Source organism: Sedimenticola hydrogenitrophicus (assembly GCF_025175675.1).
GTDB lineage: Bacteria > Pseudomonadota > Gammaproteobacteria > Chromatiales > Chromatiaceae > Sedimenticola > Sedimenticola hydrogenitrophicus.
Genome location: NZ_JANIOA010000002.1, coordinates 151,937 through 174,896, shown reverse-complemented (window position 1 = coordinate 174,896; position 22,960 = coordinate 151,937). Strand labels below are relative to the sequence as shown.

Annotated in this window: 20 protein-coding genes and 2 pseudogenes; 9 read left to right on the top strand and 13 right to left on the bottom strand. The window is 61.1% G+C overall.

Annotated features, from left to right (window positions below; genetic code table 11):
* Nucleotides 1-3 precede the first annotated feature (3 nt).
* Complete coding sequence (locus tag NPX02_RS02625; RefSeq protein WP_260291621.1) at nt 4-2,091, top strand: HelD family protein; 2,088 nt, start codon at nt 4-6, stop codon at nt 2,089-2,091.
* On the opposite strand, the gene NPX02_RS02620 is transcribed toward NPX02_RS02625, so the two are convergent.
* From NPX02_RS02620 to NPX02_RS21440, 3 genes and pseudogenes are all read right to left on the bottom strand, one after another.
* The gene (locus NPX02_RS02620; protein WP_260291620.1) at nt 2,048-2,701 is read right to left on the bottom strand and encodes a class I SAM-dependent methyltransferase; all 654 of its coding nucleotides are present in this window, start codon (nt 2,699-2,701) and stop codon (nt 2,048-2,050) included. The two genes, NPX02_RS02625 and NPX02_RS02620, sit on opposite strands and share 44 nt — an antisense overlap.
* Nucleotides 2,702-2,772: 71 nt before the next feature.
* Nucleotides 2,773-3,447 (bottom strand): annotated as a pseudogene (locus NPX02_RS21445) (hypothetical protein); the annotation flags it as partial.
* Between the two features lie 78 nt (nt 3,448-3,525).
* A pseudogene (locus tag NPX02_RS21440) lies at nt 3,526-3,876 on the bottom strand (TraC family protein); the annotation flags it as partial.
* Between NPX02_RS21440 and NPX02_RS02610 the strand changes: the two are divergent.
* The 5 genes from NPX02_RS02610 to NPX02_RS02590 all read left to right on the top strand — a co-directional run bounded on the left by NPX02_RS02610 (nt 3,793) and on the right by NPX02_RS02590 (nt 9,953).
* Nucleotides 3,793-5,046, top strand: a complete 1,254-nt coding sequence (locus NPX02_RS02610; RefSeq protein ID WP_260291619.1) for a site-specific integrase — start codon at nt 3,793-3,795, stop codon at nt 5,044-5,046. The pseudogene NPX02_RS21440 and the gene NPX02_RS02610 sit on opposite strands and share 84 nt — an antisense overlap.
* Before the next feature lie 84 nt (nt 5,047-5,130).
* Complete coding sequence (locus NPX02_RS02605; RefSeq protein ID WP_260291618.1) at nt 5,131-5,946, top strand: type IV toxin-antitoxin system AbiEi family antitoxin; 816 nt, start codon at nt 5,131-5,133, stop codon at nt 5,944-5,946.
* A gap of 9 nt (nt 5,947-5,955) precedes the next feature.
* The gene (locus NPX02_RS02600) at nt 5,956-6,864 is read left to right on the top strand and encodes a nucleotidyl transferase AbiEii/AbiGii toxin family protein (RefSeq protein WP_260291616.1); all 909 of its coding nucleotides are present in this window, start codon (nt 5,956-5,958) and stop codon (nt 6,862-6,864) included.
* Nucleotides 6,865-7,101: 237 nt separating this feature from the next.
* Nucleotides 7,102-8,226: a PAS domain-containing response regulator gene (locus tag NPX02_RS02595; RefSeq protein ID WP_260291615.1), complete on the top strand. Its 1,125-nt coding sequence runs from the start codon at nt 7,102-7,104 to the stop codon at nt 8,224-8,226.
* Nucleotides 8,163-9,953, top strand: coding sequence for a putative bifunctional diguanylate cyclase/phosphodiesterase (locus NPX02_RS02590; RefSeq protein ID WP_260291614.1), 1,791 nt, complete (start codon nt 8,163-8,165; stop codon nt 9,951-9,953). The genes NPX02_RS02595 and NPX02_RS02590 overlap by 64 nt, the downstream gene beginning before the upstream one ends.
* 51 nt (nt 9,954-10,004) lie before the next feature.
* Here NPX02_RS02590 and NPX02_RS02585 read toward each other — a convergent pair whose 3' ends face one another.
* From NPX02_RS02585 to NPX02_RS02570, 3 genes are all read right to left on the bottom strand, one after another.
* On the bottom strand, nt 10,005-10,712 hold the full coding sequence (locus tag NPX02_RS02585; protein WP_260291613.1) for a Crp/Fnr family transcriptional regulator: 708 nt from the start codon (nt 10,710-10,712) through the stop codon (nt 10,005-10,007).
* 764 nt (nt 10,713-11,476) lie between these two features.
* Nucleotides 11,477-11,668, bottom strand: coding sequence for a hypothetical protein (locus NPX02_RS02575; RefSeq protein ID WP_260291612.1), 192 nt, complete (start codon nt 11,666-11,668; stop codon nt 11,477-11,479).
* Between the two features lie 132 nt (nt 11,669-11,800).
* Nucleotides 11,801-12,028: a glycine zipper 2TM domain-containing protein gene (locus NPX02_RS02570; protein ID WP_260291611.1), complete on the bottom strand. Its 228-nt coding sequence runs from the start codon at nt 12,026-12,028 to the stop codon at nt 11,801-11,803.
* 338 nt (nt 12,029-12,366) lie between these two features.
* Here NPX02_RS02570 and NPX02_RS02565 point away from each other — a divergent pair, with 338 nt between their 5' ends.
* Entirely contained in the window at nt 12,367-13,086 is a 720-nt protein-coding gene (locus NPX02_RS02565; RefSeq protein ID WP_260291610.1) for a Crp/Fnr family transcriptional regulator, read from the top strand.
* Nucleotides 13,087-13,335: 249 nt separating this feature from the next.
* On the opposite strand, the gene NPX02_RS02560 is transcribed toward NPX02_RS02565, so the two are convergent.
* Both NPX02_RS02560 and NPX02_RS02555 read right to left on the bottom strand, forming a co-directional pair.
* Entirely contained in the window at nt 13,336-13,647 is a 312-nt protein-coding gene (locus NPX02_RS02560; protein ID WP_260291609.1) for a DUF1840 domain-containing protein, read from the bottom strand.
* 99 nt (nt 13,648-13,746) lie between these two features.
* Nucleotides 13,747-16,323, bottom strand: coding sequence for a bifunctional diguanylate cyclase/phosphodiesterase (locus tag NPX02_RS02555; protein ID WP_260291608.1), 2,577 nt, complete (start codon nt 16,321-16,323; stop codon nt 13,747-13,749).
* Between the two features lie 176 nt (nt 16,324-16,499).
* On the opposite strand from NPX02_RS02555, the gene NPX02_RS02550 reads away from it, so the two are divergent.
* On the top strand, nt 16,500-16,925 hold the full coding sequence (locus tag NPX02_RS02550; RefSeq protein WP_260291607.1) for a hypothetical protein: 426 nt from the start codon (nt 16,500-16,502) through the stop codon (nt 16,923-16,925).
* Between the two features lie 84 nt (nt 16,926-17,009).
* Nucleotides 17,010-17,561 carry a DsbE family thiol:disulfide interchange protein gene (locus tag NPX02_RS02545; RefSeq protein WP_260291605.1) on the top strand — a complete coding sequence of 184 codons (552 nt, stop codon included), beginning with the start codon at nt 17,010-17,012 and terminating at the stop codon, nt 17,559-17,561.
* A gap of 471 nt (nt 17,562-18,032) precedes the next feature.
* On the opposite strand, the gene NPX02_RS02540 is transcribed toward NPX02_RS02545, so the two are convergent.
* From NPX02_RS02540 to NPX02_RS02520, 5 genes are all read right to left on the bottom strand, one after another.
* Nucleotides 18,033-18,341, bottom strand: coding sequence for a hypothetical protein (locus NPX02_RS02540; protein ID WP_260291604.1), 309 nt, complete (start codon nt 18,339-18,341; stop codon nt 18,033-18,035).
* A 101-nt stretch (nt 18,342-18,442) separates the two neighbouring features.
* On the bottom strand, nt 18,443-19,315 hold the full coding sequence (gene ccmI, locus NPX02_RS02535) for a c-type cytochrome biogenesis protein CcmI (protein ID WP_260291603.1): 873 nt from the start codon (nt 19,313-19,315) through the stop codon (nt 18,443-18,445).
* Nucleotides 19,315-19,818 (bottom strand): cytochrome c-type biogenesis protein, encoded by a 504-nt coding sequence (locus tag NPX02_RS02530; RefSeq protein WP_260291602.1) that lies wholly within the window; start codon nt 19,816-19,818, stop codon nt 19,315-19,317. The genes ccmI and NPX02_RS02530 overlap by 1 nt, the downstream gene beginning before the upstream one ends.
* Nucleotides 19,815-21,809 (bottom strand): heme lyase CcmF/NrfE family subunit, encoded by a 1,995-nt coding sequence (locus tag NPX02_RS02525; RefSeq protein ID WP_260291601.1) that lies wholly within the window; start codon nt 21,807-21,809, stop codon nt 19,815-19,817. The genes NPX02_RS02530 and NPX02_RS02525 overlap by 4 nt, the downstream gene beginning before the upstream one ends.
* A complete protein-coding gene (locus NPX02_RS02520) occupies nt 21,806-22,936 on the bottom strand; it encodes a YncE family protein (protein WP_260291600.1) in 1,131 nt (376 codons plus the stop codon). The genes NPX02_RS02525 and NPX02_RS02520 overlap by 4 nt, the downstream gene beginning before the upstream one ends.
* Nucleotides 22,937-22,960 lie beyond the last annotated feature (24 nt).

Here is a 22,960-nt window from a genome sequence, read left to right as displayed (position 1 = left end):
CGCATGACTACCGCTGAAACCAAAGAAAGGGCCCGTCTGGGAGCGTGTCAGACGAGCATCCGCAACGCGCTTGAGCAGATCGACACACGGCTCAACGACTACGCGCGGGAAATCCAGACCCGCAAGGAGTACCTGTGGGAGGCCCGGCGTGACATGGATCACATCGAGAAGATCGCGGTGCGTCAAACCATCGAACAGACCCTGGATTCCGCCGGGGTGCTCAAGGCCCAGCAGCAGAAGTTGCACAAGCTGATGCGCTCGCCCTATTTCGGCCGCTTCGATTTCCACAAAAGCGGCGAAGCGAATAGTGAACCGGTCTACATTGGCGTGCACCATTTCCGTGACGAGGTCGCCCGCGAAACCTTGGTCTACGATTGGCGCGCGCCGATTGCGTCCATGTTCTACGACTACGAGACCGGCCCGGCGCGCTACCAGGCCCCGGCGGGCGAGGTCGAGGGCCAACTGACGCTCAAGCGCCAGTTCCGCATTCGTAACGGCGAGCTGGAGTTCGTGCTCGAATCGGGCGTCCACATCGTCGATGACGTGCTGCAGGAAGAACTCAGCCGCGCCAGCAATGACGAGGGCATGAAGAACATCGTCGCCACCATCCAACGGGACCAGAACGCCATCATCCGCAACGACGACGCGCATACCCTGATCATCCAGGGGGTGGCAGGTTCCGGTAAGACATCAATCGCGTTGCACCGCATTGCCTACCTGCTTTACCGCTTCAAGGACACGCTCAGCTCCGACGACATCCTGATCATCTCGCCCAATCGCGTGTTCGCCGCCTACATCGGCAACGTGCTGCCGGAGTTGGGCGAGGAACAGGTGGCCGAGATCGGGATGGAAGACCTGGCCGATGAGCTGCTTGATTCCCAGTATCGCTTTCAGACCTTCTTTGAGCAGACCACGCAGCTTTTGGAGAAGAACGATGAGGCGCTCAAGGCGCGCATCGCCGCCAAGGCAACACCGGATTTCCTGCGCCAGATCGATCGCTATGCCGAAGAAATCGAGAAGCGTTCTTTCCAGGCCGCCGAATGGCGCACCGGCCGCAAAATCGTGCCCGACTGGTTCTTCGCCGAGACCTGGCAAAAGCATCGCGGAGTGGGGCTCACCGAACGCATCGCCCGCATGGTCAATGCAACCGAGAGCCAGATCGGCATTCACTACAACTACGATCTGCGCACCGACGAGCGGCAATCGCTACGCGAGACCATCCGCGGCATGGTGCGCAAGATGACCTTGCGCCAAGCCTACCAGGGCCTGTACGAATGGATGGGACAGCCGGAGCTGTTCAAGCCCGCCGGCGGCAAGCTCGAATACGCGGATGTGTTTCCACTGATCCACCTCAAGATGCGCCTGGAGGGTGTGCGAAATCCCCGTTCAGCGGTGAAGCACCTGCTGATCGACGAGATGCAGGATTATACGCCCGTGCAATACGCCGTTCTGGGCCGGCTGTTCTCCTGCCGCAAGACGGTACTCGGCGATGCGACCCAGTCGGTCAATCCCTACAGCAGCTCCACCGCGGAACAGATCGGCCGGAGTCTGAAATCCGCCACCGGCGTCAAGCTCACCAAGAGTTTCCGCTCAACATGGGAGATCATGCAGTTCGCGCTGGCGATCTCGCCAAACCCGGAGCTGGAGGCCATGAAGCGGTACGGTGAGGCACCACGGGTGGTGAGTTGCAAACGCCCCGCGCAGATGATCGAGCGTATTCGCGACGAGATCGAGGCATTCCGAGCATCCGACCACCACAGCCTGGCGATCATCGCCAAGACGCAGAAGCAGGCGAACCGGCTGCACAAGTCACTGGTGGACACCGGCGTCGAGGCGCGCCTTCTCGCTGCCGACAGCACCGGCTTTTCCAGCGGGGTGATCGTCTGCACGGCACACCTGGCCAAGGGACTGGAGTTTGATCGCGTCATCGTCGCTGGCGTGAGTGCGAGCAACTACCACACAGAGATGGATCGTAACCTGCTGTACGTGGCCTGTACCCGCGCCATGCACCGGTTGACCCTGACCTGTGTTGGTGCACCGGCAAGTTTCATACCGCAGAAGGCGAATGCGGCGGCTTGCGCAGCAGAATGACATCCTTGCCGATAAAGTCGACCTCGCATCCGTTCCGGCCGGCCCACCAGGCGAAAGTCTCGCGGGAGAAGAAACAGACGTGGGTCGGGTCGAGTTTATAATGCCAGTTTGCGAAGGCGCCCTGATCGCTGACCAGCTTGGTCATCAATCCCAGCCAGCCGCCGGGCCGGAGCAGATTCCATAGCCGCGTCAACACCTCGCCCGGCGCGTACAGATGCTCGGCCACCTCGCTGGCAGTGATAAAATCGTAGGTCCGCCGCAGGACGCGGCCATCCGGGGCGTAGAAGGGATCGTAGATGGCCATATCATAACCCGCCTCGGCGAACATCAGCGACAGGGTCGGTCCCGGCCCGCTGCCGAAATCCAGTCCCTGCGCCGGCGGGGCTACCCTTTCTCGCATGGGTTCGAACAGCCGCGACAGAAACCGGCGGTATCCCGGGTCGCCCGGGTCGTTGTCGTGCAGGTCGTAATGCGCCTTCTCCACCGTCGGTGACAAGCGATAGGCGGGCGGCACGAACACCAGCCGGCAACGGCCGCATTGCCGGTAGGGCCGGCGCTCGTCCTGGTGATAGAAAACCGTGTGTCCGTGGCGGCATAAGGGACAGGGCATGGGCAATTATTTCTCCATGGTTACGGCGTAACATTATATCATCCCCCTCATGGCCTACCGTTTTTTGCACCTCACCGGCGTTCAGCAATCCGCTCAGCAACGATATACACCGCCTCCAGCTCGCTGCATCCACGCTCGCGCATGATAGCCGCGCGCTCCGCCTTCTCATGCTTCTCGGTCATCGCAAGGGCGAGTGACAATGGTGGTGGTACATTGCGGAACAGGGCTTCGAGGTTGTCGGAGAGCACCACGCCCTCAACGTACTTGCCGGGCTCCTTGCGGGCCGACAGTAGCAGGCTGCGCTGCACCTCGCTCAGGTCCTTGAAACGGGCGATCTGCTCGACCTCCTCCTTGGGCATGACCAGGCACAGCCACCACTCCATCATGTTGAGCATCTTGCGGCTGGCGTCGGGGAAGTCCTCCAGGTTCTGGGTGGCGATCCAGAACCAGGCGCCGAGCTTGCGCCACATCTTGGTGATCTTGACCACGTAACGGGCCAGCAAGGGGTTGGTGGTGATGATGTGGCCCTCGTCGGTCACCACCAGGGTGGGCCGGGCATCGTGCTGGTGACGTTCCACCAGGTCGTTGATGTGGCTCATCATGGAGATATAGGCCACGGTGAGCTGATCCTCGTAGCCCTCACGCGCCAGGATGCCCATCTCCAGCAGCGTGACATCGGCCTCCGGCCAGGGGGTGCCGGGGCGGTTGAAGAAGTGGCCGGCGAGACCGGAGCAGAACAGCGCCATGCCATCGCCCATCTCGATCGCCGGCGGCATCTTGCCCTTCACCTTCAACCGGCGATAGAGCGTGGCGCGGACCCGACGCAGTTGTCCGCGCCAGTGGGTGCCGGTTACCGCGGTATCCTCGAACAACCCACCGGGACGGGTGATCCGCGCCAGATGCTGGGCAAAGGTCGCCTGAAAGTGCCGGGTGAAGGGGGTAGCCTGGACACCCGGTTGCGCATAGGCCGCCACCTCCTTCTGAAACGCCTGCAGACTCGGCTCATCCTGCACATAGACCTGCAGGATCCAGGGCGCCTCGTCTTCCTCGGGGATGGCATCGCTCAGTGCCGTCTGGATGGCATCGCGCAGTTGGGTCATGAACTGGGGGGTGCGGGCCTCGGTGCCCGCGGGCAGGATTTCAAACAAGGCGCTCACGCTGACGCCATCCTCCAGCAGAAAGGTGCGGCTATTGGGGTCGTAATCGACCCAGGGCAGGAGATCGGTAAAGGAAGGCGGCCGGGCATAAAGCCGTTTGACCGCCGCCAGGGTCACCGGCGCTACGCGATCAACCTTAAAGCAGAAATCGAGAACGCAATTGAGCGCCAGACCTTCCGCTACACAGATTACTTCCCCGATTCAAGACGGGCACGATTATTCGGCCATGCTGTCTCGACTGTCACGATTAAAGAGCTATTGGAAGAATGGTTGAAGGATATCGAGCAAACCCACCCGCATAGCACATACCGTTGCTATCGGAAAAGCTGCCATGCCCACCTGTTACCCGAGTTCGGCAGCATCCGCGCCCGGGAACTTACTCCTCAACGGATCCGCGAGTGGATACGTAGTCGGAAAAGCACGCTGAAAAGCATACGCAACGACCTGACACCGCTTCGAGCTATACTGGATCGCGCGCTGAATGATGATGTTATCGACCGGAACCCACTCGATAAGATCAAGGTGAGCAAGCTGGTTAGTCGTCAGCAGGCACGAACGGACTATGAGGTGGATCCATTTACGGAAGACGAGATCAAAGCGGTACTTGAACTCGCATTTGAATATGATCCCCGCATTCGAAATCTCCTTCAGTTCGCCTTCTACACCGGCCTGCGCACTTCTGAACTCTTTGGTTTGATGTGGAGCGACGTAGACTGGCGTCATGGAGTTATCCGTGTCCAGCGTGCAGTAGTTGAGCGAAAAGTCAAAGAGACGAAGACAAAGGCCGGGACCCGGGATGTCATTCTCATACCGTTTGCCTTGGATGCCTTGAAGAATCAAAAACAATATAGCTTCATCGGCGGTGAATTCGTATTCGTTCGTCCCAGAGAACGTGGATCATTTGTGGATTACGAGCATCTGGAACGGCCCTGGAGGTATATCCTCAAACGTGCGAAGGTGCGCTATCGCAATCCGTATCAAACCCGTCACACCTACGCGAGTCAACTACTGTCGGGTGGTGAGAATCCCCTATTTGTCGCCCAGCAGATGGGCCATAAAACCACCGAGATGATCATGCGCCATTATGGTCGGTGGGTAGAGCAGGCGGAAGAAAAACACCGGCATGTTTTTGTATCTGGTTTTGGCCAGCCTGCTTCGCCAGCCAACATACAGACCTCAACCCAGTAGTTTTCCAGCGGCTTCCCAGGCCATGGTTTATAATAATTCCATTATATCGCCTTTCACGGGATGATTTAGTATTTTTATAAACCTATGCTATTCTACATTCACGTGGTTTATATTCATGCGTTATTATCGCATTTGAGTAGTGATATGGGATCAAAAATAAACCTGTTGCTCCAGGATTGGCCGCCACATATCGTTGGTACCCAGCGCTGGCTCAATAGCAAAGGTATAGACTTCCGGCTGGCCGATAAATATGTTCGATCCGGCTGGCTGAATCGGTTCGGCCATAGCGCCTATGTCCGGGCAGGTTCGACCGTTGACTGGCCCGGCGCCGTTCATGCACTCCAAAAACAACTGGGTTTGGATGTACACCCTGGCGCTATCACGGCCTTCGATCTCCGCGGTTATGCCCACTATCTGGCATTGGGTGGCCGCGAAGTCGTGTTGTTTGCGAAGGCAAAGACCAAACTACCCTCCTGGTTCAGCAACCACCAGTGGTCACAGCCCGTGCGCTTGGTGACCAGCGGCATCTTTACTGATGACGAGAACACCGTCTCGACGGTCAAGGTCGAGGATGTTGAACTCTCGGTCGCAACCCTTGAGCGAGCGGCTTTCGAGATGATGTACCTCGTCCCGAAGCAACAATCGTTCGAAGAGGCCTTGCAGGTGATGGAGTCATTGACGTCCCTTCGCCCTCGCGTTGTACAGCGATTACTGGAAACCTGTCGCTCGGTAAAGACCAAACGCCTGTTCATGTACGCCGCCGAACGATTGAACCATCCATGGCTCGATGATCTGAGCCTATCACGTGTTGATTTTGGAACCGGGAAACGAACGATCCACCCCGGTGGCCATCTTGATAAAAAATATGATCTGGTCGTGGCAGACACGAATTACCCATAAGGAATCAGCATGCCTGCCAACAAACGCTATCGAGCCCAAGTGGACTTATTGATTCGCTGCTTACCCGCAGTGGCTAAAGTCCGTACCTTTGCCTTGAAGGGTGGAACCGCCATCAACTTGTTTCACTGCGACATGCCGCGGCTCTCCGTCGATATTGACCTGACATACTTGCCGATCACCGATCGTGACACAGCTCTGACCGCGATCACTGAAGGGCTCGAAACGATTGGAGAAGAGATCCAGCGCACTATTCCTCAGGTACAGATTCGGGCTACCGGAACCGATGCTCCCAAGCTGCAGATCGCCACACCCCAGGCACGCATCAAGGTGGAACCAAGCCCAATTTCCCGGGGTGCTCTTTTCCCACCGGTCGAGCGTGACTTGTGTCAGGCGGCGCAGGACGAGTATGAATTGTTCGTACGCGTTCAACGACTGGCCACCGGAGACCTTTACGGGGGGAAGTTATGTGCGGCTCTCGATCGGCAGCATCCCCGTGACCTATTTGACATCAAGCAGTTGCTCAATGCCGGGGAAATCTCCGATAACATCCGTCAGGCATTCGTTGTCTACCTTGCTGGACATCGCCGACCCATGACAGAGTTTTTATCCCCGAAACGGGTACCCATCGAACAACTCTATACCCACCACTTTGCGGGTATGACCGCTCACGCAATCGGACTGGACGAACTTGAGGCCACTCGGGAACAATTGTTTTCGTGGGTGCGCACGGCACTTTCAGAAAGCGAACGCAAGTTCCTACTATCAGTCAAGCAAGGTAAGCCAGATTGGAGCTTGATGCCCTTCGAGCATATTCAGCAACTGCCTGCAATCCAGTGGAAACTACGCAATGTGCATAGGATGAGCGCGAACGCTCACAAGACAGCGCTGGATCGTCTACGCCATGTGCTGGGCCTCTAACATCAGTGTGGAGCGTATGTGGCGCGCGAATACCCATCTATAGCTATAAGCTATTGTTTTAAATATTAAATTTATGTATTTTTTGGAGGTTCAAGTCCTCTCCTCGGCACCATATTGAAAAACCATCACAGACTACAAAAAGTGATGAAAGGCCCTGTTTTTACAGGGCTTTTTTTGTGCCTGTAATTTCATCCTGTTGCCCCTCATTGTCTATGATAGCCGAAAAATGGAGCGCGGATGGCGCGCCTCCAGGGCGGCGACGGTATCACCCCGGGTGCAGCCGTGACCGGGCCCGGCGGCCTGGGCGGTCGCAGCACTCCTATGTGCGGCATCAAACAGACCCGGCCCGACTATGCAACTAAGCTTTCATATGGGTCTCAAAAGGATTTCGGTATGGATTGGGATGTGATTGAACGCAACTGGAAGACGTTCAAGCGCAAGGTGGAACGGCTATTGAACAATCTCAGCGACACGCACCTCGACGCGCTTTTTACCAAGCGTGTTGACGGCACCACTAGCGACCGCATCGGCCGGCAGGTCGAACGCATTGGCAGCAGCAGCAGGACCAGGCAGAGTGCCGGCAGCGTTGCCGCCGGCGGGATCGGGTCCGGCAACTCCCCGGCTGCCACGGTCCCTGCCGCGACTACGGTGCTTTTCGTGGAACAGGAGCCCGGTGTTTCCGGGTTGATCCAGGCGGGACTTGCCGGCGCCCAAGGTAGCGCGTTCCATGTCGAACGGGTGACGCGGCTCGCCGACGCGCTACAACGTCTGGCCAGGGGGGGTATCGAGGTGGTCATGCTTGACCTTGCACTTCCCGATGGCCAGGGTCTCGAGGTGTTTGACCAGGTGATCGAGGCCGCGCCAAACGCCCTGGTTTTTATCCTGACTCCGGCCGGCGATGAAGAACTGGCGCGCCAGGCCGTGCAGCGTGGCGCGCACGACTATTTCCTCAAAGGCCATGTAGACAGCCACTGGTTGTCGCGCACCCTGCGTTACGTGTTCAACTACAAGGCCACCCGGGAAGCGCTATTGAGCAGTGAGGCGCGCTTCCGCGCGATAAGTGATGCTTCCCCGCTGGGTATCTTCGTCTCCGATGCCCAGGGGAGTTGCGTTTATACCAACGCGGCCTATCAAAGGATCAGCGGGCTGAGTTTCGAACAGACGCTGGGCACGCGTTGGAGCATGGCGATTCACCCGGAGGACCGCCAGCGCGTGATCGACGATTGGCGCGCGGCGGCACTCAGCAATGCGCCGTTGCGGGCAGAGTTCCGCTTTCAGCGGCAGGATGGGAGCGTGGTGTGGACGCGCGTCAACAGCGCCGTCATGTGCAGACGGTCGAGGATGTCACCGCGCGCAAGGTGACGGAGTTCGGATTGCGGAAGGCGGAAGAGGCGTTATTCGAGGAGAAGGAGCGTGCCCAGGTGACGCTCAACTCCATCGGTGACGCCGTGCTGTGCACCGACCTCCTCGGCAACGTCACCTATTTGAACCAGGTGGCGGAGACCATGACCGGTTGGTCCAGCGAGGGTGCGCTGGGGCGACCCTTTGCGGAGGTATTCAGGATCATCGACGGCAAGACCCGCCAGACCGCCGTGAATCCGGCGCAGCGCGCCCTCGACGAGGACAGGACCGTGGGCCTCGCCGCGGATAGCGTGCTGATCCGCCGCAACGGGTCCGAGTCCGCCATCGAGGACTCCGCCGCGCCCATCCACGACCGCAACGGTAACGTCAGCGGTGCGGTGATCGTCTTCCACGATGTCAGCCAGTCGCGGGCCATGGCGTCGAAGATGGCCCATCTGGCCACGCACGACATTCTCACCGGCCTGCCCAATCGCGCGCAGTTGACGGAACGGCTCGCCCAGGCCATCGGGCTGGCCCAAAGGCACGGCAAACAGGTCGCATTGCTGTTTCTGGATCTGGATGATTTCAAACGTATCAACGACTCGCTGGGGCATCCGGTCGGCGACCGGCTGCTGCAGTCGGTTGCGGGACGCCTGCTGACCAGTGTGCGCAGCACAGACATGGTGTGCCGCCAGGGCGGGGACGAATTCGTGATCCTGCTGGACGAGATCGAGCATCCGCGGGGTGCCGACCTGGTTGCGGAAACCCTGATCGCCGCATTTGCCGTGCCGCATGTCATCGACGGACAGGAGCTCGATGTCACCCTGAGCATCGGCATCAGTGTGTTTCCGGGCGACGGCAACTACGTGGAGGCGTTGATAAAGAACGCGGATACCGCGATGTTTCACGCCAAGGCGGGCGGCCGCAACACCTACCGCTTCTTCAACACCGACATGAACATCGAGATGACTCATCGTCTGGCCGTGCAGGGCCGCCTGCACCGCGCCCTGAAGGAGCACGAGTTCCTGCTGTACTACCAGCCGCAGGTCAATCTCGCGTCAGGCGCAATGACCGGCGCCGAGGCGCTCATCCGCTGGCAGGATCCCGAACTTGGGCTCGTATACCCCGCACAATTCGTGGCGATTGCCGAAGAATACGGACTCATCGTGACGATCGGCCGCTGGGCGCTGCGCGAAGCCTGCAGGCAGGTGCGGGCCTGGCAGGTTGCCGGTCTGCCCGTCGTGCCCGTGACCGTCAATGTTTCCGCGATGGAGTTCAGGCACGAAGGGTTCATCGAGGGTGTCGCGCAGATCCTGCGGGAGACCGGCCTGGAGCCGGGTCTGCTGGAGCTGGAACTGACCGAAACTGTCCTCATGCACGACGCCGAGTCTTCGGCTACTGTGCTTAACGCGCTCAAGGCCATAGGCGTGCGCCTGGCCATCGATGACTTCGGTACGGGTTATTCGAGCCTCAGCTATCTGAAACGATTTCCGATCGACACCCTGAAAATCGATCAGTCCTTCGTGCGCGACATCGTCAACAGCACGGATGGCGCAACCATTGTGAGCGCGGTGATCGGCCTGGGCAAAAACCTCAAGCAACGGGTCATTGCCGAGGGGGTGGAGACGCCCGAGCAGCTTGCATTCCTGCGCGATCAAGCGTGCGAGGAGGGACAGGGCTTTCACTTCAGTCACGCCGTGCCCGCCGCGGCCTTCGCACAGCTGCTTGAGAGCGGACAACGCTGGTGAGTGAGCCGCATTTCTCAGCGTAATTCTACCGCCGCCGGAATCTACAGGCTCCTAGCCCAGAATCCGGGCGTAGCTGGCTTTGTCGGCTGCGTAACACCCGCAGGAAGCGGCCTCCAGTCCGCGGCGGTCGAGAATTCTGATATCACCGCGGCTATAGCGGATCAGTTCGCGATTCTGTAGCGAAGTGGCGGCCTTGGTGACACCGACGCGCCGCACCCCCAGCATGTAGGCCAGGAATTCATGGGTGATATGAAACGTGTCGGAGTGCGCGCGGTCCTGTGTCATCAGCAGCCAGCGGGCGAGGCGCGCCTCCACCACATGAAAGTGGGTGCAGGCAGCGGTCTGCGCGAGTTGGCCCAGCACCACGTAGAGGTAACGCTTCAATTCCCGTTGCAGTGCGGGGATCTGGTCGAGTTCGCGCCTAAACAGCGCGGTGTCCATGCGCAGCGTCTGGCCTGCACCCAGTACGACGGAGCGCAGCGGCGACACATCCACCCCGAGCAGCAGGGAAATCCCCAGCATGCCTTCATCACCGACCAGCCCTACTTCCAGGCTGGCGCGACTGTCGATCGGCGCTACCAGGGAAATGAAACTTTCGGTGGGGAAGTAGACGTGACAAATACGTTCACCGGGTTCGGCCAGGACGTCGGCAAACGCCAGCTCGACCGGTACGCAGCCTGCCAGAAAACGCTCGCGGTGTTTGCGCGGCAAGGCCGCGAGCAGACGGTTGACAGCAGGGACGGGCCTGTTGTTTGGCATACAAACTATCCTGATTTGTCGGCTTGGCAGTGCAATACCGATAGCCGATACGGACCGGGGGCGAAGGCCGCCCGAGGATGGGTATTCCATACTATGGGCTGAAATCGGGCGTCTGTCCGGACGCCAGCGCACATAAGTCACCTGCCGGGCGCCGCCCGTGTACGCGAGGGCACTGAACTTTGCGCTGAAGTCGGTACCACTCGTGGTCCAATGACATTTCATATCTCCCAGGTAAGGTGAAGCGAACCTGTGTCAGGAAATGCCCTGGCGACACACAAGCCCACGTGCCCCGGCAAACCGGCGCCCTTGTTCCGACAGTTTTACCCGTTTGCTTTTTCGAGGTGGCGTCGCCTGGCCAGACCAGGTGGCGACCGGCCTTGATAGCGGGCGTCATCGTCCATTTCCTTATAGCTAATGTCACTCAGACGAAGGCCCTCGTCTGTACGATGCCGCACATAAAAAGTTGATGCCTATGCGTGTACTTTCAGCCGGCAAGGGTTGATGGCAGGTGTCGGGATCGCGGGCACGAAGATCTCCCGAATCAACCGGTAAACCAACAAGGTGACGGAGGCAGCTCCCCGTCAACCCTGCAACCTGCGTCTGTCGAGCCCGGTCGACAGTAACGCGATGGCTGTAACCGCCAGCACAATCACACCGCTTACTACAACTGCGCGTTTTGTCCCGGCGGCCCGCATGAAGGGTTGCTGCCATGTGCCGCTCAGTATTTGCATTACCTACCGTGCTCCGGTATTGAGCGTCAAATATTACTTGTTATCGCCCTGTGCCGTGTCCTTGATGGCCTCACCGGCTTTTTCGATCTGATCTCCGGCCCGCTCCGCCGCATTGTCGATACTCTCGCCGGCTTGCTCCGCCGGCCCCTGTTTCTCGCAACCGGGGAGTGCTACAAGCAACGCACTTACCACCAGGGCTGCACTGACGATCTGGACAGGTTTCATGATTCATACCTCTTGGTGAACGACTTGGATGGCAATGAGAGCAACCATGCCGGTCATTCTCACTATGGGATCAGAATGCTGAGCGATTGCAACGCACCAGCCGGCCAGGGCTGGCGCATCGCAGATCGATCATCATTTGTCATCGTCCTTGTCGACCTCGTGACCGATGATGCCACCAACAGCGGCACCGCCGACGGTTCCTACCGTGCTGCCGCCGGTAAGAATGGCCCCGCCCACGGCACCAACACCGGCGCCGATAGCGGTGTTTTTGTCCTGTGTCGACATACCGGAACAACCCCCCAAACCGAGCAGCATTGCTGCGGCAACTGCACTGAGCGCGTATTTCTGTATCGTTTTCATGGGATTACCTTTTCCTGAAGCATTGCAGTTGCGTGGCGTCGTAACGGATCAAGTGCGGCTTGCAAGCATCGCACTCCGCTACAGCGAACACACCTCGCATGCTGGCTCCGACAGTCCCAGCCTACCGTGGGCGCACCGCGTCGTCTGTCTGCTGGCGTACATACCCGGGACGCGGCTACGCCCCGACGTGCCAGCTACACCGACCTCCCGATTTGCGTCTGCGCGCTGTCGCGCGCACACACATAATTGAGGGTATATACTGGTCGTATCATCTGCGGTGCCCGGTTCCGCCACATTGGTAAGGAAGCTTGATCGTAGCCAAAACACGGAGTTCGCCCATGCCTGACCCGCACGACCCCCACCAGAACCACCTGATCGCCGCCCTCCCGCCGGAGGAGTACGCACCCCTGACCCCGTATCTTGAACTGGTCCCGATGCCGCTCGGCATGGTGCTCTACGAGTCTGGCAACGAGTTGCGCCATGTCTTTTTTCCCACCACGGCCATCGTCTCCCTGCTCTACGTCATGCTCGATGGCGCGTCGGCCGAAATCGCCGTGGTCGGCAATGAGGGGATTATCGGGGTCGCCCTGTTCATGGGCGGCGAAACCATGCCCAATAGGGCCGTCGTGCAGAGCGCCGGCCATGCCTATCGTCTAAAGGGACAACTGCTCAAGCAGGAATTCAATCGCTCCGGCGAGCTACAACATCTGTTACTACGTTACACCCAGGCCTTGTTGACCCAGATGGCACAGACCGCGGTGTGTAACCGGCATCATTCGCTCGACCAGCAACTCTGCCGCTGGTTACTGCTGAGCATCGACCGCCTGCCCTCCAACGAATTGGCCATGACCCAGGAGTTGATCGCGAATATGCTCGGCGTGCGCCGCGAGGGTGTCACAGAGGCGGCGGGCAAACTGCAGAAGTCCGGCCTGATTAGGTATCAACGTGGCCACATCACAGTGCTCGACCGCGCGGGGCTGGAGGCGCGGGCCTGCGAGTGCTATGCGGTGGTGAAGAAGGAATTCGACCGTCTGCTCCCGGAAGTCGGCAGCCGCTGACCCGGTTGCTGGCGTGCTGGGGTCACCATGGACCCTGGGCATTCCTGGAGGCCGCTTCGCGCGGCTGTTACGCGGCCAACAATGGGCGCCACACCCGGGATAATGGGTTAGGGTGACAGGGCGCGCTAGCGGGCATGAGCTGCGCGCTGCGTTCGAGCAGTTCGAGTGCCAGCGCGGCACCGGCAAGGTTGACGCCGGGGGCGCGTTGCAGCCGCAGCGCGATGCGGGTGCACCGCCAGCTGCAGGATTTTAGTTGCGACTGTCCCACATCACGTCACATTCCGCCTTTGCCGCCGCCTTGAGCAATTCGATTAAAGGCAAGGCGCGGTGCGGGAGAGTGACGGCTGGTTCGTCGTCCTCTGCATCCGCCGTTTTTACTTCGGGCAACCTCTTTTCTGCCGCGATCGCCGCCTGCAGACGCGCCAGCGCCGCCGGGACATCCTCTGCAAGCAGTGCGCCGGGCACCGTACCGCTGTGCCCCATCAGTTTGAGCAGGCGGAGTGCCACGTCACCGAACATCGTTATATCCGCGTAGGCTGGAGAGGAAAAGGTGACTAGCATGATCAGGGCCTCCTTGATGCGCGCGCTATAGGCAGCCGCCTCGCGTCCACCGGTTTACCCTTCCTGGCAAGGCAGGCAATCCAAAGGATAGTCGTTGTATCAGCGCACGTCACTCGGGGATGACCGGCCGCCGGCGCATTCACCTGCATAGTGAGTGAGAAAATCGAGAAACGCCGGCTCCGGCAAGGGCCGGCTGTAGTAGTAGCCCTGGAAGATATGGCAACCCTCCTGCAGCAACAGCTGCGCCTGGGTCCGTTCCTCCACCCCCTCCGCCACCACGGTCAATCCCAGGCTGCGGCCCATGCCGATGATCGCCTTGACGATTGCCTTGTCATTCTCGTCCACTTCAAGATCCCGGACAAAGGAACGATCGATCTTCAGTTTGTTGATGGGCAATTGCTTGAGACTGGTCAGCGAGGAGTAGCCGGTGCCGAAGTCATCGATGACCAGCCCCAGCCCCCGCTGTTTCAGACGTGCGAGCGCCTCGGCCACCGGCGTTGATATCTCCATCACCAGGCTCTCGGTGATCTCCAGTTCCAGGGCGTCCGGTGTCAGACCGGTTTCGGTCAGCACCTCGGTAATCAATTGCGGCAGCGACTCCCGCTGCAATTGCCTGGCCGAAAGGTTCACCGCGATATAGTCGAGCGCATACCCCGCCGACCGCCATTGGGCAAAACAGGCGCAGGCCTGGCGCAACACCCACTCGCCGATCGGCATGATCAGGCCACTCGATTCGGCCAGCGGGATAAACCGGTCCGGACCGATGAGACCCTTGTGCGGATGCCGCCAGCGGATCAACGCCTCGACACCGACAATGGCGGACTTGTCGACATCGACATGGGGCTGAAAGAAGAGTTCAAACTGCGACTCCGTGATCGCCACCCGCAGATCATCCAGCAGCGCCGCACGCTCGGCGGCCTCCTGCGTCATCCGGTCGTGGTAGTACATGTAGCCGTTCTTGCCGGTTCGCTTCGCCTGGTACATCGCCGAATCGGCATTTCTCAACATGGTTTCGGCATCCTCGCCGTCTCCGGGAAAGAGACAGACACCAATGCTGGCGGAGATATGGAACGCGCTGTCTTCGACCGAGAAGGGCTCCTTCAGCACCTGCAGCAGCTTCTCGGCAATCACGGTGGCGTGATCCGGGTCGTTCAACAGACCGCTGATCACCATGAACTCGTCACCGCCCAGCCGGGCGACCTCATCCTCCTCACGCACCGCATGGGAGAGCCGCTCCGAGATGGTCTGCAGCAGTCGGTCGCCAGTGGAGTGCCCGAGGGTGTCGTTGATCTCCTTGAAATCGTCGATATCGATATAGAGCAGGGCTAGTGTCGACGCCTCCTGCCGCGCATAGTCGATCATCCGCGCCAGGTGCTCCATCCCCATCACCCGGTTAGGCAGGGTGGTCAGGTGGTCGTGGTAGGCCTGGTGCCGGAGTCGCTCCGTCTGCTGATTCAGGGCGTCGATCATGCCGTTGCAACTGTTGGCCAGCGCCCTGAACTCCTTGAAGTGGACCCGGTCGGTGTCGATCCGCACGCGGCTGTCCGCGGCCCTGCCGAAAGCCCGCTGGAACAGCCGGAAATTGAGCGACAGCTTGCGGCCGATGAGAATGGCCGCCACCGCGATCAGCACGACCGCCACCAGGTAGACGCCGAGCGTACCGGCAATGCGCTGCCTGAGCCGGGACGCCAGATCGTTTTCGCGGCGCCTGATCTCCTGCTCCAGGGTATCGGTGTAAGCACCGCTACCGATAAAGATATTCCACTCATCCATGCCGACGATAAACGAGATCTTGGCTGCCTCCTCGCCCCCGGGCTTCTTCCACACATACTCGCTGAATCCACCCTCCGGTCGCGACCTGGCCAGGACGGCGTTCTCCTGCACCACCTTCTTGCCGTTTACATCGGTGATCTCCCAGATGTTCTTCTCCGCGCCGAAATATTCGCCGTTGGTCACGTAGAGATCGCCGGCATAGGAGTTGATGAAGAAATAGCCCTCATCATTCAAGCCGTACTTCACCCTGGCGATGCTGCGAAAGCTCTCTTCCCGGATGTTCGCTTCAATCTCCGACAGATAGTCGCCGGTACCGATAATCCAGCCATAGGGGGCAAACAGTTTGACATAGCTGTACTTGCGGAACTCCCGGCTCTGGTCATCCGGACGAGGCCAGTCATAGCGCAGGAATCCCTCCCCTTCCCGGGTGACGATGTCGATCATATCCGCTACCACCTTGACCCCCTTAGCGGAGAAGATCGCCTCGGCCGGCTTGCCCTCCAGGGCCAGATTGGGCGGGAACAGGTGCTCGATGCCGTTCAGGGAGGTGATGAAGTAGTAGCCGCGGCCAGCATTGAAGCGGATGCTTCTGAGCGCTTCCAGGATCGCCTGCTGGATCTCCCGATCGTCCAGGCGGCCGCGGTTGATTGTGTAGAGGTGGGTGGCGATGGCATGCGCCTCATTCACCCGCTGGCGGATCTGCTGCTCCAGCCGTTGTTCGGCTCGGGCCTTTTCCGAGAGCAGGAAGCCTTTCATCCTGAGAACTTCGGAGCGCAGGATGGTTTTCTGGTTCTCCAGGTACTCCGCCCGATAGCGCGCGTTCTCCCGCGCCAGGTTTTCATATTCACTGTCAATCCAGAGATAGCCGATCAGCAGCGTCGAGAGTACAAAGACACTGCCCAACTGAAGCAGAAGTGTTCCTATTATGCTGCCTTTCATGTCAGGGCCGAATTCACTGAAAATATGTACGGAAAGAATAAACGCCCCTCTCGGTTAAGTCCACGGGCAGATCCGCCAGCCGGCCGGTCGAGCCACCGCGGCTGGACAGAGCATCAGTTTCGCGAGGCGAACGCCGATGGGTGAACCATTGCCGGCTCGGCTGGTCTCACCAGGGGCGGCAGGCATATCTGCCGCGTTGCGTCCCCCGGTCCGGAGAGAACCACCCCATGGCATGTACCGACTACTGCACCCGCCGCCGCTGCCGTCATCTGGCACTGCTGCTGGTGCTGGCGATCGCCATGCTGCACGGCCCCGTCACCTGGAGTGGTGCACTCTCTCCGCTGCATCCCGGCATGCAGGTGACAGCCATTTCCGGGGCTACGGACTGCTGCCCCGGGCTCGACGGGTCCACCCCGACCGCCTGCGTGACCTGCCTTGCCGCTGCACAAACCCCGGGCTTGAACACGCTTCCGCCACCCTCCCGAAGTGCTGATTTCCAGCCGCTCGACCGTCATCCGATCCAGCGCTTCACCGTGCCGCCACTGCGTCCACCCATCACCGGCTGATCTCCCCTCACTGCCACCCCGGTTACCGGGTCCGTCGACGATGGCGCCGCCCTCGTCGATCCATTGTCATACTGGAGATCCATTGTGAAGTATCGCTATCTGATTCCCCTCGGCCTGTTCCTGCTGATGGCCGCATTGCTCGGTCGCGGCCTGTTTATGAACCCACGCGAGGTCCCCTCGGCCCTGATCGACAAGCCGGTGCCGACGTTCGATCTGCCGACCCTGCGCGATCCCGAAAAACGCTTTACCCAGGAGATGTTCCAGGGCCAGGTCGCGCTCTACAACGTATTCGCCAGCTGGTGCACCGCCTGCCGCGACGAGCATCCGCTGTGGATGGAGTTCGCCCGCGAGGGTAAATATCCGCTCTACGGCTTCAACTACAAGGACCGGCGCGAGGACGCGCTGGCCTGGCTGGCCGAACTGGGTGACCCGTACCTGGAGATCGCCTACGATTTTCCGGGTCTCAGCGGCATGGACTGGGGCGTTTACGGAGTACCGGAGACCTTCATTGTCGACAAACGGGGCAAGATCCGCTACAAGCAGATCGGCCCCATCAACCGCGAGATCCTGGAACAGAAGATACGCCCCCTGCTCGCCCGCCTGGAGCAGGAACCGGAGGCAGGAGAGGCACGGTAGTGTTTGCGTCGGATTACGCTGCGCTAATGCGACCTACGGTTCATCCAACCTGCCGCGGCAGTCCGTAGAAGGTGCGGTACGGGTCAATAAAAGGTGGGCACAAACTACGTGCCCACCATCGATATCCTGACCTTGACGTAGGGTGCCGGTGAGCCCGCGAACCGCACCAGGCCTCGTTGGAAACGGCCACCGCCTTGATGCGGTTCGTTTTACTCACCACATCCTACGGAACTCCGTTGTTGGCCTGGCGGCCACTGGCGGAGGTAAGGGAGAGATGGTCCCTACCCAACTGAATTTGCGGTAGAGGGACTGGTGCCTTCTGCCGAGGGCGCCTGCCGCCAGGCATGGCGGCAGTGAGCCCCAATTGATGGGTGAACGGCCTCCCTCGACAGAAGGTGCCAGCCCCTCCGGACAAACGTGGAATGCTCCCGAGCCACCGGTAGCCGGTCAATCCGTCCCGAGCGGTCGGCGTCAACCCTCGTGATCGGGGGAATTCCCCCCTTTGTCGTCACTACCCTTACCGTGACAACCCGACTTGCCGTGCCCCTTGTGCATGCACATCCCCATCAGACACATCACCGCGCAGGGGGCGATGGCCAGGATCAGCGGGGCCAGGCCGGCCGCCACCAGCCAATCCCAGTTGAACCAGCCCCCCAGCCCCAGCAGCAGCGCCCCCAGGACCAATTGCACCCGCCGCTGCGACAGCCAGTGACGCAACAACAGGAACAGATCGCGACTGAGGGGACGTTCCTGACTCTGATTTACTACGGGATCATTCACGGCGGTTCTCTCCATTGGCTGACTATCGGTTTGCGTCGCGGGATCGGTGGATGTACCCGCGGGGTGATTTTCGAAACGCTCCGGTTTGATGTGGCTATCTTTCATTTCCCAGCCTCGCTGACGACCGGCGTCGGTTGTGACGATTCGCCCAGTTCCCGGCGCGTCTCCACGATGGCCTTGTTGACCGTTTCCGCGTTGGCGCTGTCGGGCGGGAGCAGGCCGATCAGGCGTTCCCAGGCGCCGACCGCCCGTGCCAGTTCACCGCGCTGATAGGCGCCGATTCCGGAGAGCCACAGCGCCTTCGGCTGTTGCGGATCCAGGGCCAGCGCCCGCTCGATGAAGTCCAGGGAACGACCGCTGATCGCCTCCCCGTCGATCATCGACAGGGCCTCGCCATAGCCGGCCAGCAGTTCGGCCGTATCTCCCGCCACCGCGAGGGCGCGTTCATAGGCGTCCACCGCCTCCGGGTAACGCCCCATGGCCAGATAGCCCTGTGCAAGCAACTGCCAGGCACGCACGTCATCCGGTTGCTGATCCAGCCGTTGGCTCAGTTGCCGCACCATCTCCTCCGGTGTCGGCAGCGCTAGCCGCTGGGCCGCCCGGGCTTCATCGATCAACCCGTACTCCCCCAACCGCCAGTACCCCAGCGTCGCCAGTAGCGGCACCACCAGCGCCACGGCAACGACACCGCTCCATCGCGGCTGCCGGTCGCAGCCAGGTGTTTTCGGGGCACGTTCATCGAGGTCATGCAGCAGCTCGCGCTCCAGTTCCTGTTTCGCTGTCTGGTAGAGGGATTGGTCGATACGCCCCTCCGCCAGATCGAGGCCCAGTTCCCTGAGCCGGTCATCATGCACGGCAATAGTCAGCATCCCCCGCGGTGCCGTGGCGGTTGCCCGTGATCGCAACAGCGGTGTCACCACAAATGCCAGGGCGATGGAGACCATCGCCGCGGCCGTCAGCCAAAATCCGATCATCAGGAAGTCCCCCCGTGGGTTTCATTTATCAAACGCTTGAGGCGCACCTGCTCTTCGTCGGTCAACTCCCCGTCCTCCGGGCGGCGGGCGATCCCGGCCACCATCCACCACAAGGCGCCGACGCCCAACGCGCCCAGCAAAAATGGCCCCACCCACAGCAACAGCGTGGAGCCCTTGAACGGCGGCTTGAAGAGCACGAAATCACCGTAGCGTGACACCATGAAGTCGATGATCTCGTCATCCGACGCGCCGGCAAGCAGTTGCCGGTACAGGGCGTCGCGCATGTCCTTGGCCAGATCGGCGTTGGACTCGGCGATATTCTGGTTCTGGCAGACCAGACACCTCAACTGGGTGGTCAGCTGCCAGAATCGCGCCGCCCGAGCTGAATCATCGAACGGATAAAGATCGGCAGGATGATTCGCTGCCGGAGTGAGGGCGGACGCCGACAGCAACCACAGCAACAGGAGCGTCCGGCACCGCCTGAGGTTGAGTACCCGGGTCATGAGCGTGCCTCCCCGGCCAATACGCCGCCCGGGATCGCTGGCTGGTCGTCCGGCACGCGGCGCCGGACCAGCCGGTAGCGCCGGTCGAAGGCCGCCAGGAACCCGCCCGCCATCATCAGCAGGGCACCGAGCCAGATCCAGCGTACGAACGGTTTGTAATAGACACGCACCGACCAGGCGCCGCCCTCCAGCGGTTCACCCATGGCGACATAGAGGTCGCGAAACAGGCCGGGCAATATGGCCGCCTCCGACATCGGCTGCCTGCCGCCGCCATAGTTGCGTTTTTCCGCTCGAAGTCGTCCTATCTCATGCCCGTCCCGGGTGACGCGCACCGGGAACACCACCGCGCTGTAGTTCGGCCCCTGGCGCTCCTCCAACTGGCCGAATTCGAACAGGTACCCGGCCACCGGGATAAGCCCGCCCGGCGCCACCCGTACGTCACGCTCGACACTGTAGCCGCTGGCCAGGGTGATGCCCACGACAGTAACTGCCAGCCCCAGGTGGGCCAACAGCATGCCGTAGCGATGGCTTGGCAGCGCCCGCAGGCCCCGCCAAAAGCCGCTCTTCGCGGCCGCACACTGATACAGTTCCCGGGCGGTGGTCAATGTCAGCCACAGGGCCAGCATCAGGCCGAGGGCGGTCTCCGCGCGCAGACCGTCGGTTGCCAGGAAGGTGAATACCCCACCAAGCGGGATGGCGACCAGCAGCGGCAGCCACAGTCGCCGCAGGAGACGGCCCGGCCGGTCCTGCTTCCAGCGCACCATCGGACCGATGCCGGTAATGAATATCAGCGGCACCATCAGCGGAACGAATACGCTGTTGAAATAGGGCGGACCGACCGAGATCTTGCCGACGCCCAGCGCGTCCAGAGCCAATGGATAGAGAGTGCCGAGCAACACGGTGGCGGTCGCCACCACCAGCACCAGGTTGTTGGCCAGCAGCAAGGTCTCCCGGGAAAAGAGCTGGAACTTGCCGCCTCCCTGGATCTTCGGCGCGCGCCAGGCGTAGAGTGTCAGGGAGCCGCCCACCGCCAGGCTCAGCAACACCAGGATGAAGATGCCCCGCGCCGGATCGCTGGCGAAGGCGTGCACCGAGGTGAGTACGCCGGAACGCACCAGAAAGGTGCCCAGCAGGCTGAGCGAAAAAGTGAGGATCGCCAGCAACACCGTCCAGCTCTTGAACACGCCACGCTTTTCCGTGACCGCCAGCGAGTGGATCAGGGCGATCCCCGCCAGCCAGGGCATGAACGAGGAGTTCTCCACCGGATCCCAGAACCACCAGCCGCCCCATCCCAGCTCATAGTAGGCCCACCAACTGCCGATCATGATGCCGGCGGTCAGGAACACCCAGGCCAGCGTGGTCCAGGGTCGCGACCAGCGCGCCCACACCGCATCCAGCTGGCCGCCCAGGAGCGCCGCCAGGGCGAAGGCAAAGGCCACCGAGAAACCGACATAGCCCATGTAGAGCAGGGGCGGATGGAGGATCAGGCCGGGATCCTGCAACAAGGGGTTCAGATCGCGCCCGTTAACGGGCGGCACCGGAAGCCGCTCGAACGGATTGGAGGTGAACACCAGAAACAGCAGGAAACCGACCCCCACCAGCCCCATCACCCCCAGCACCCTGGCCAGCATGTCACGCGGCAGGCCGTGGCTGAAATGACTGACCGCGACGCCCCAGGCCGACAGTATCCAGACCCAAAGCAGCAGCGACCCCTCATGACCGCCCCACACTGCGGTGATCCGGTAGATCAACGGCAGTTGCGAGTTGGAGTTGGCGGCCACGTAGGCGACCGAGAAATCGTTGGCGATGAACGACTGGGCCAGCACGGCCAGCGCGAGGCTCAGGAACAGGCATTGTCCCCAGGCCGCCGGCCGTGCCAGGGCGATCCAGCCGGGGTGGCCGGTTCGGGCACCCGCCAACGGCAGGGTGCCCTGCAGCAGGGCCAGGACCAGGGCCAGCAGTAGCGCAAACAGACCGGTCTCCGGAATCATGGCTTGCCACCCTGCCCCCGGTTCGCCTCCGCTGCCGCTGTGGAGCTCCCGCCGAGCAGCGCCATCTGATGGCCGATGCCGGTGATCGGGATCTCGCCGACCAGTTGCAGATCACGCTGACTAACGACCCACAGTTTGGACTCCTTGCGACTGGAGATATAGAGCTTGCCGGTATCCTTCACCGTGACCAGGTGATAGGGCTCCGGTGCCAGCGGCAGACTGCGAATCACGCCCGTGGCCAGCTGAATGGCCGCCAGCCGGTTCTCGCCCTTCACCGCCACGTAAAGTTGGCTGCCGTCATCGGAGATATCCAGCCCGTGCGGGTCCCGCCCCACCGGGTGACGACGCACCACCTCGCCACTGTCGATGTCCAGCTCGACCACCTGACCGACACCGTTGGCCACCACGAACAGGCTCGACTCATCCGGCGCCAGCACCATGTGCTCCGGTGCCGAGTCGACCAGCAGATTGCGGCGCACGATCCAGCGGCTGGTGTCGATTTCGCTGACCGTGCCATTGCCGGTATTGCTCACCCAGAGCCGGCTGCCGTCGCTGTTGGATACCATATAGTTGGCGACCGGGCCGGTTGCCACAACGGCGGTCAGTTCGCCGCTGTCGAGATTGACCACGCTGATGTTGCCGCTGCCCGGGTGGGTGGAGACCCCGTAGCGCCCGTCCCGTGTGATCAACGCGTGGTGCACCGCGCCCGGCAGCTCGATCTGGCGCAGGATACGGCGCTCACCGGAGTCGATCTGGTAAGCGGTGCCGCGCAGGTCGCCGCTACCCGCCGGCGGCGCTGCCGTCGCGTTCGCGGGCGCGTGATGGGAGAGGTGTTCGTCCTCGGACATTCCGACGGGTTTGGGCGGCGCCGCGGCCGCGGCACGCATCTCCAGGCTACCGGCATAGAGATGGTCGCCATCGGGCGCGGCGGCCAGCCCATGGCTGTTGTTTATGCCCTCGATCTCGCCGACGATCCGATCGATGGCGCTGTCGATAATGAGTACCCGATGCGCTTCACCGGTCGGTACGGCGACATAGGGCGCGGCGGAGAGACCCAGCGGAACCAGGGCTAAAGTAAGTGTGGCGGCAGCCTTCATGCAGCTGCGGTGCAAGATACAACGGATCATATTGCTTTCCTTCATAACGGTGGA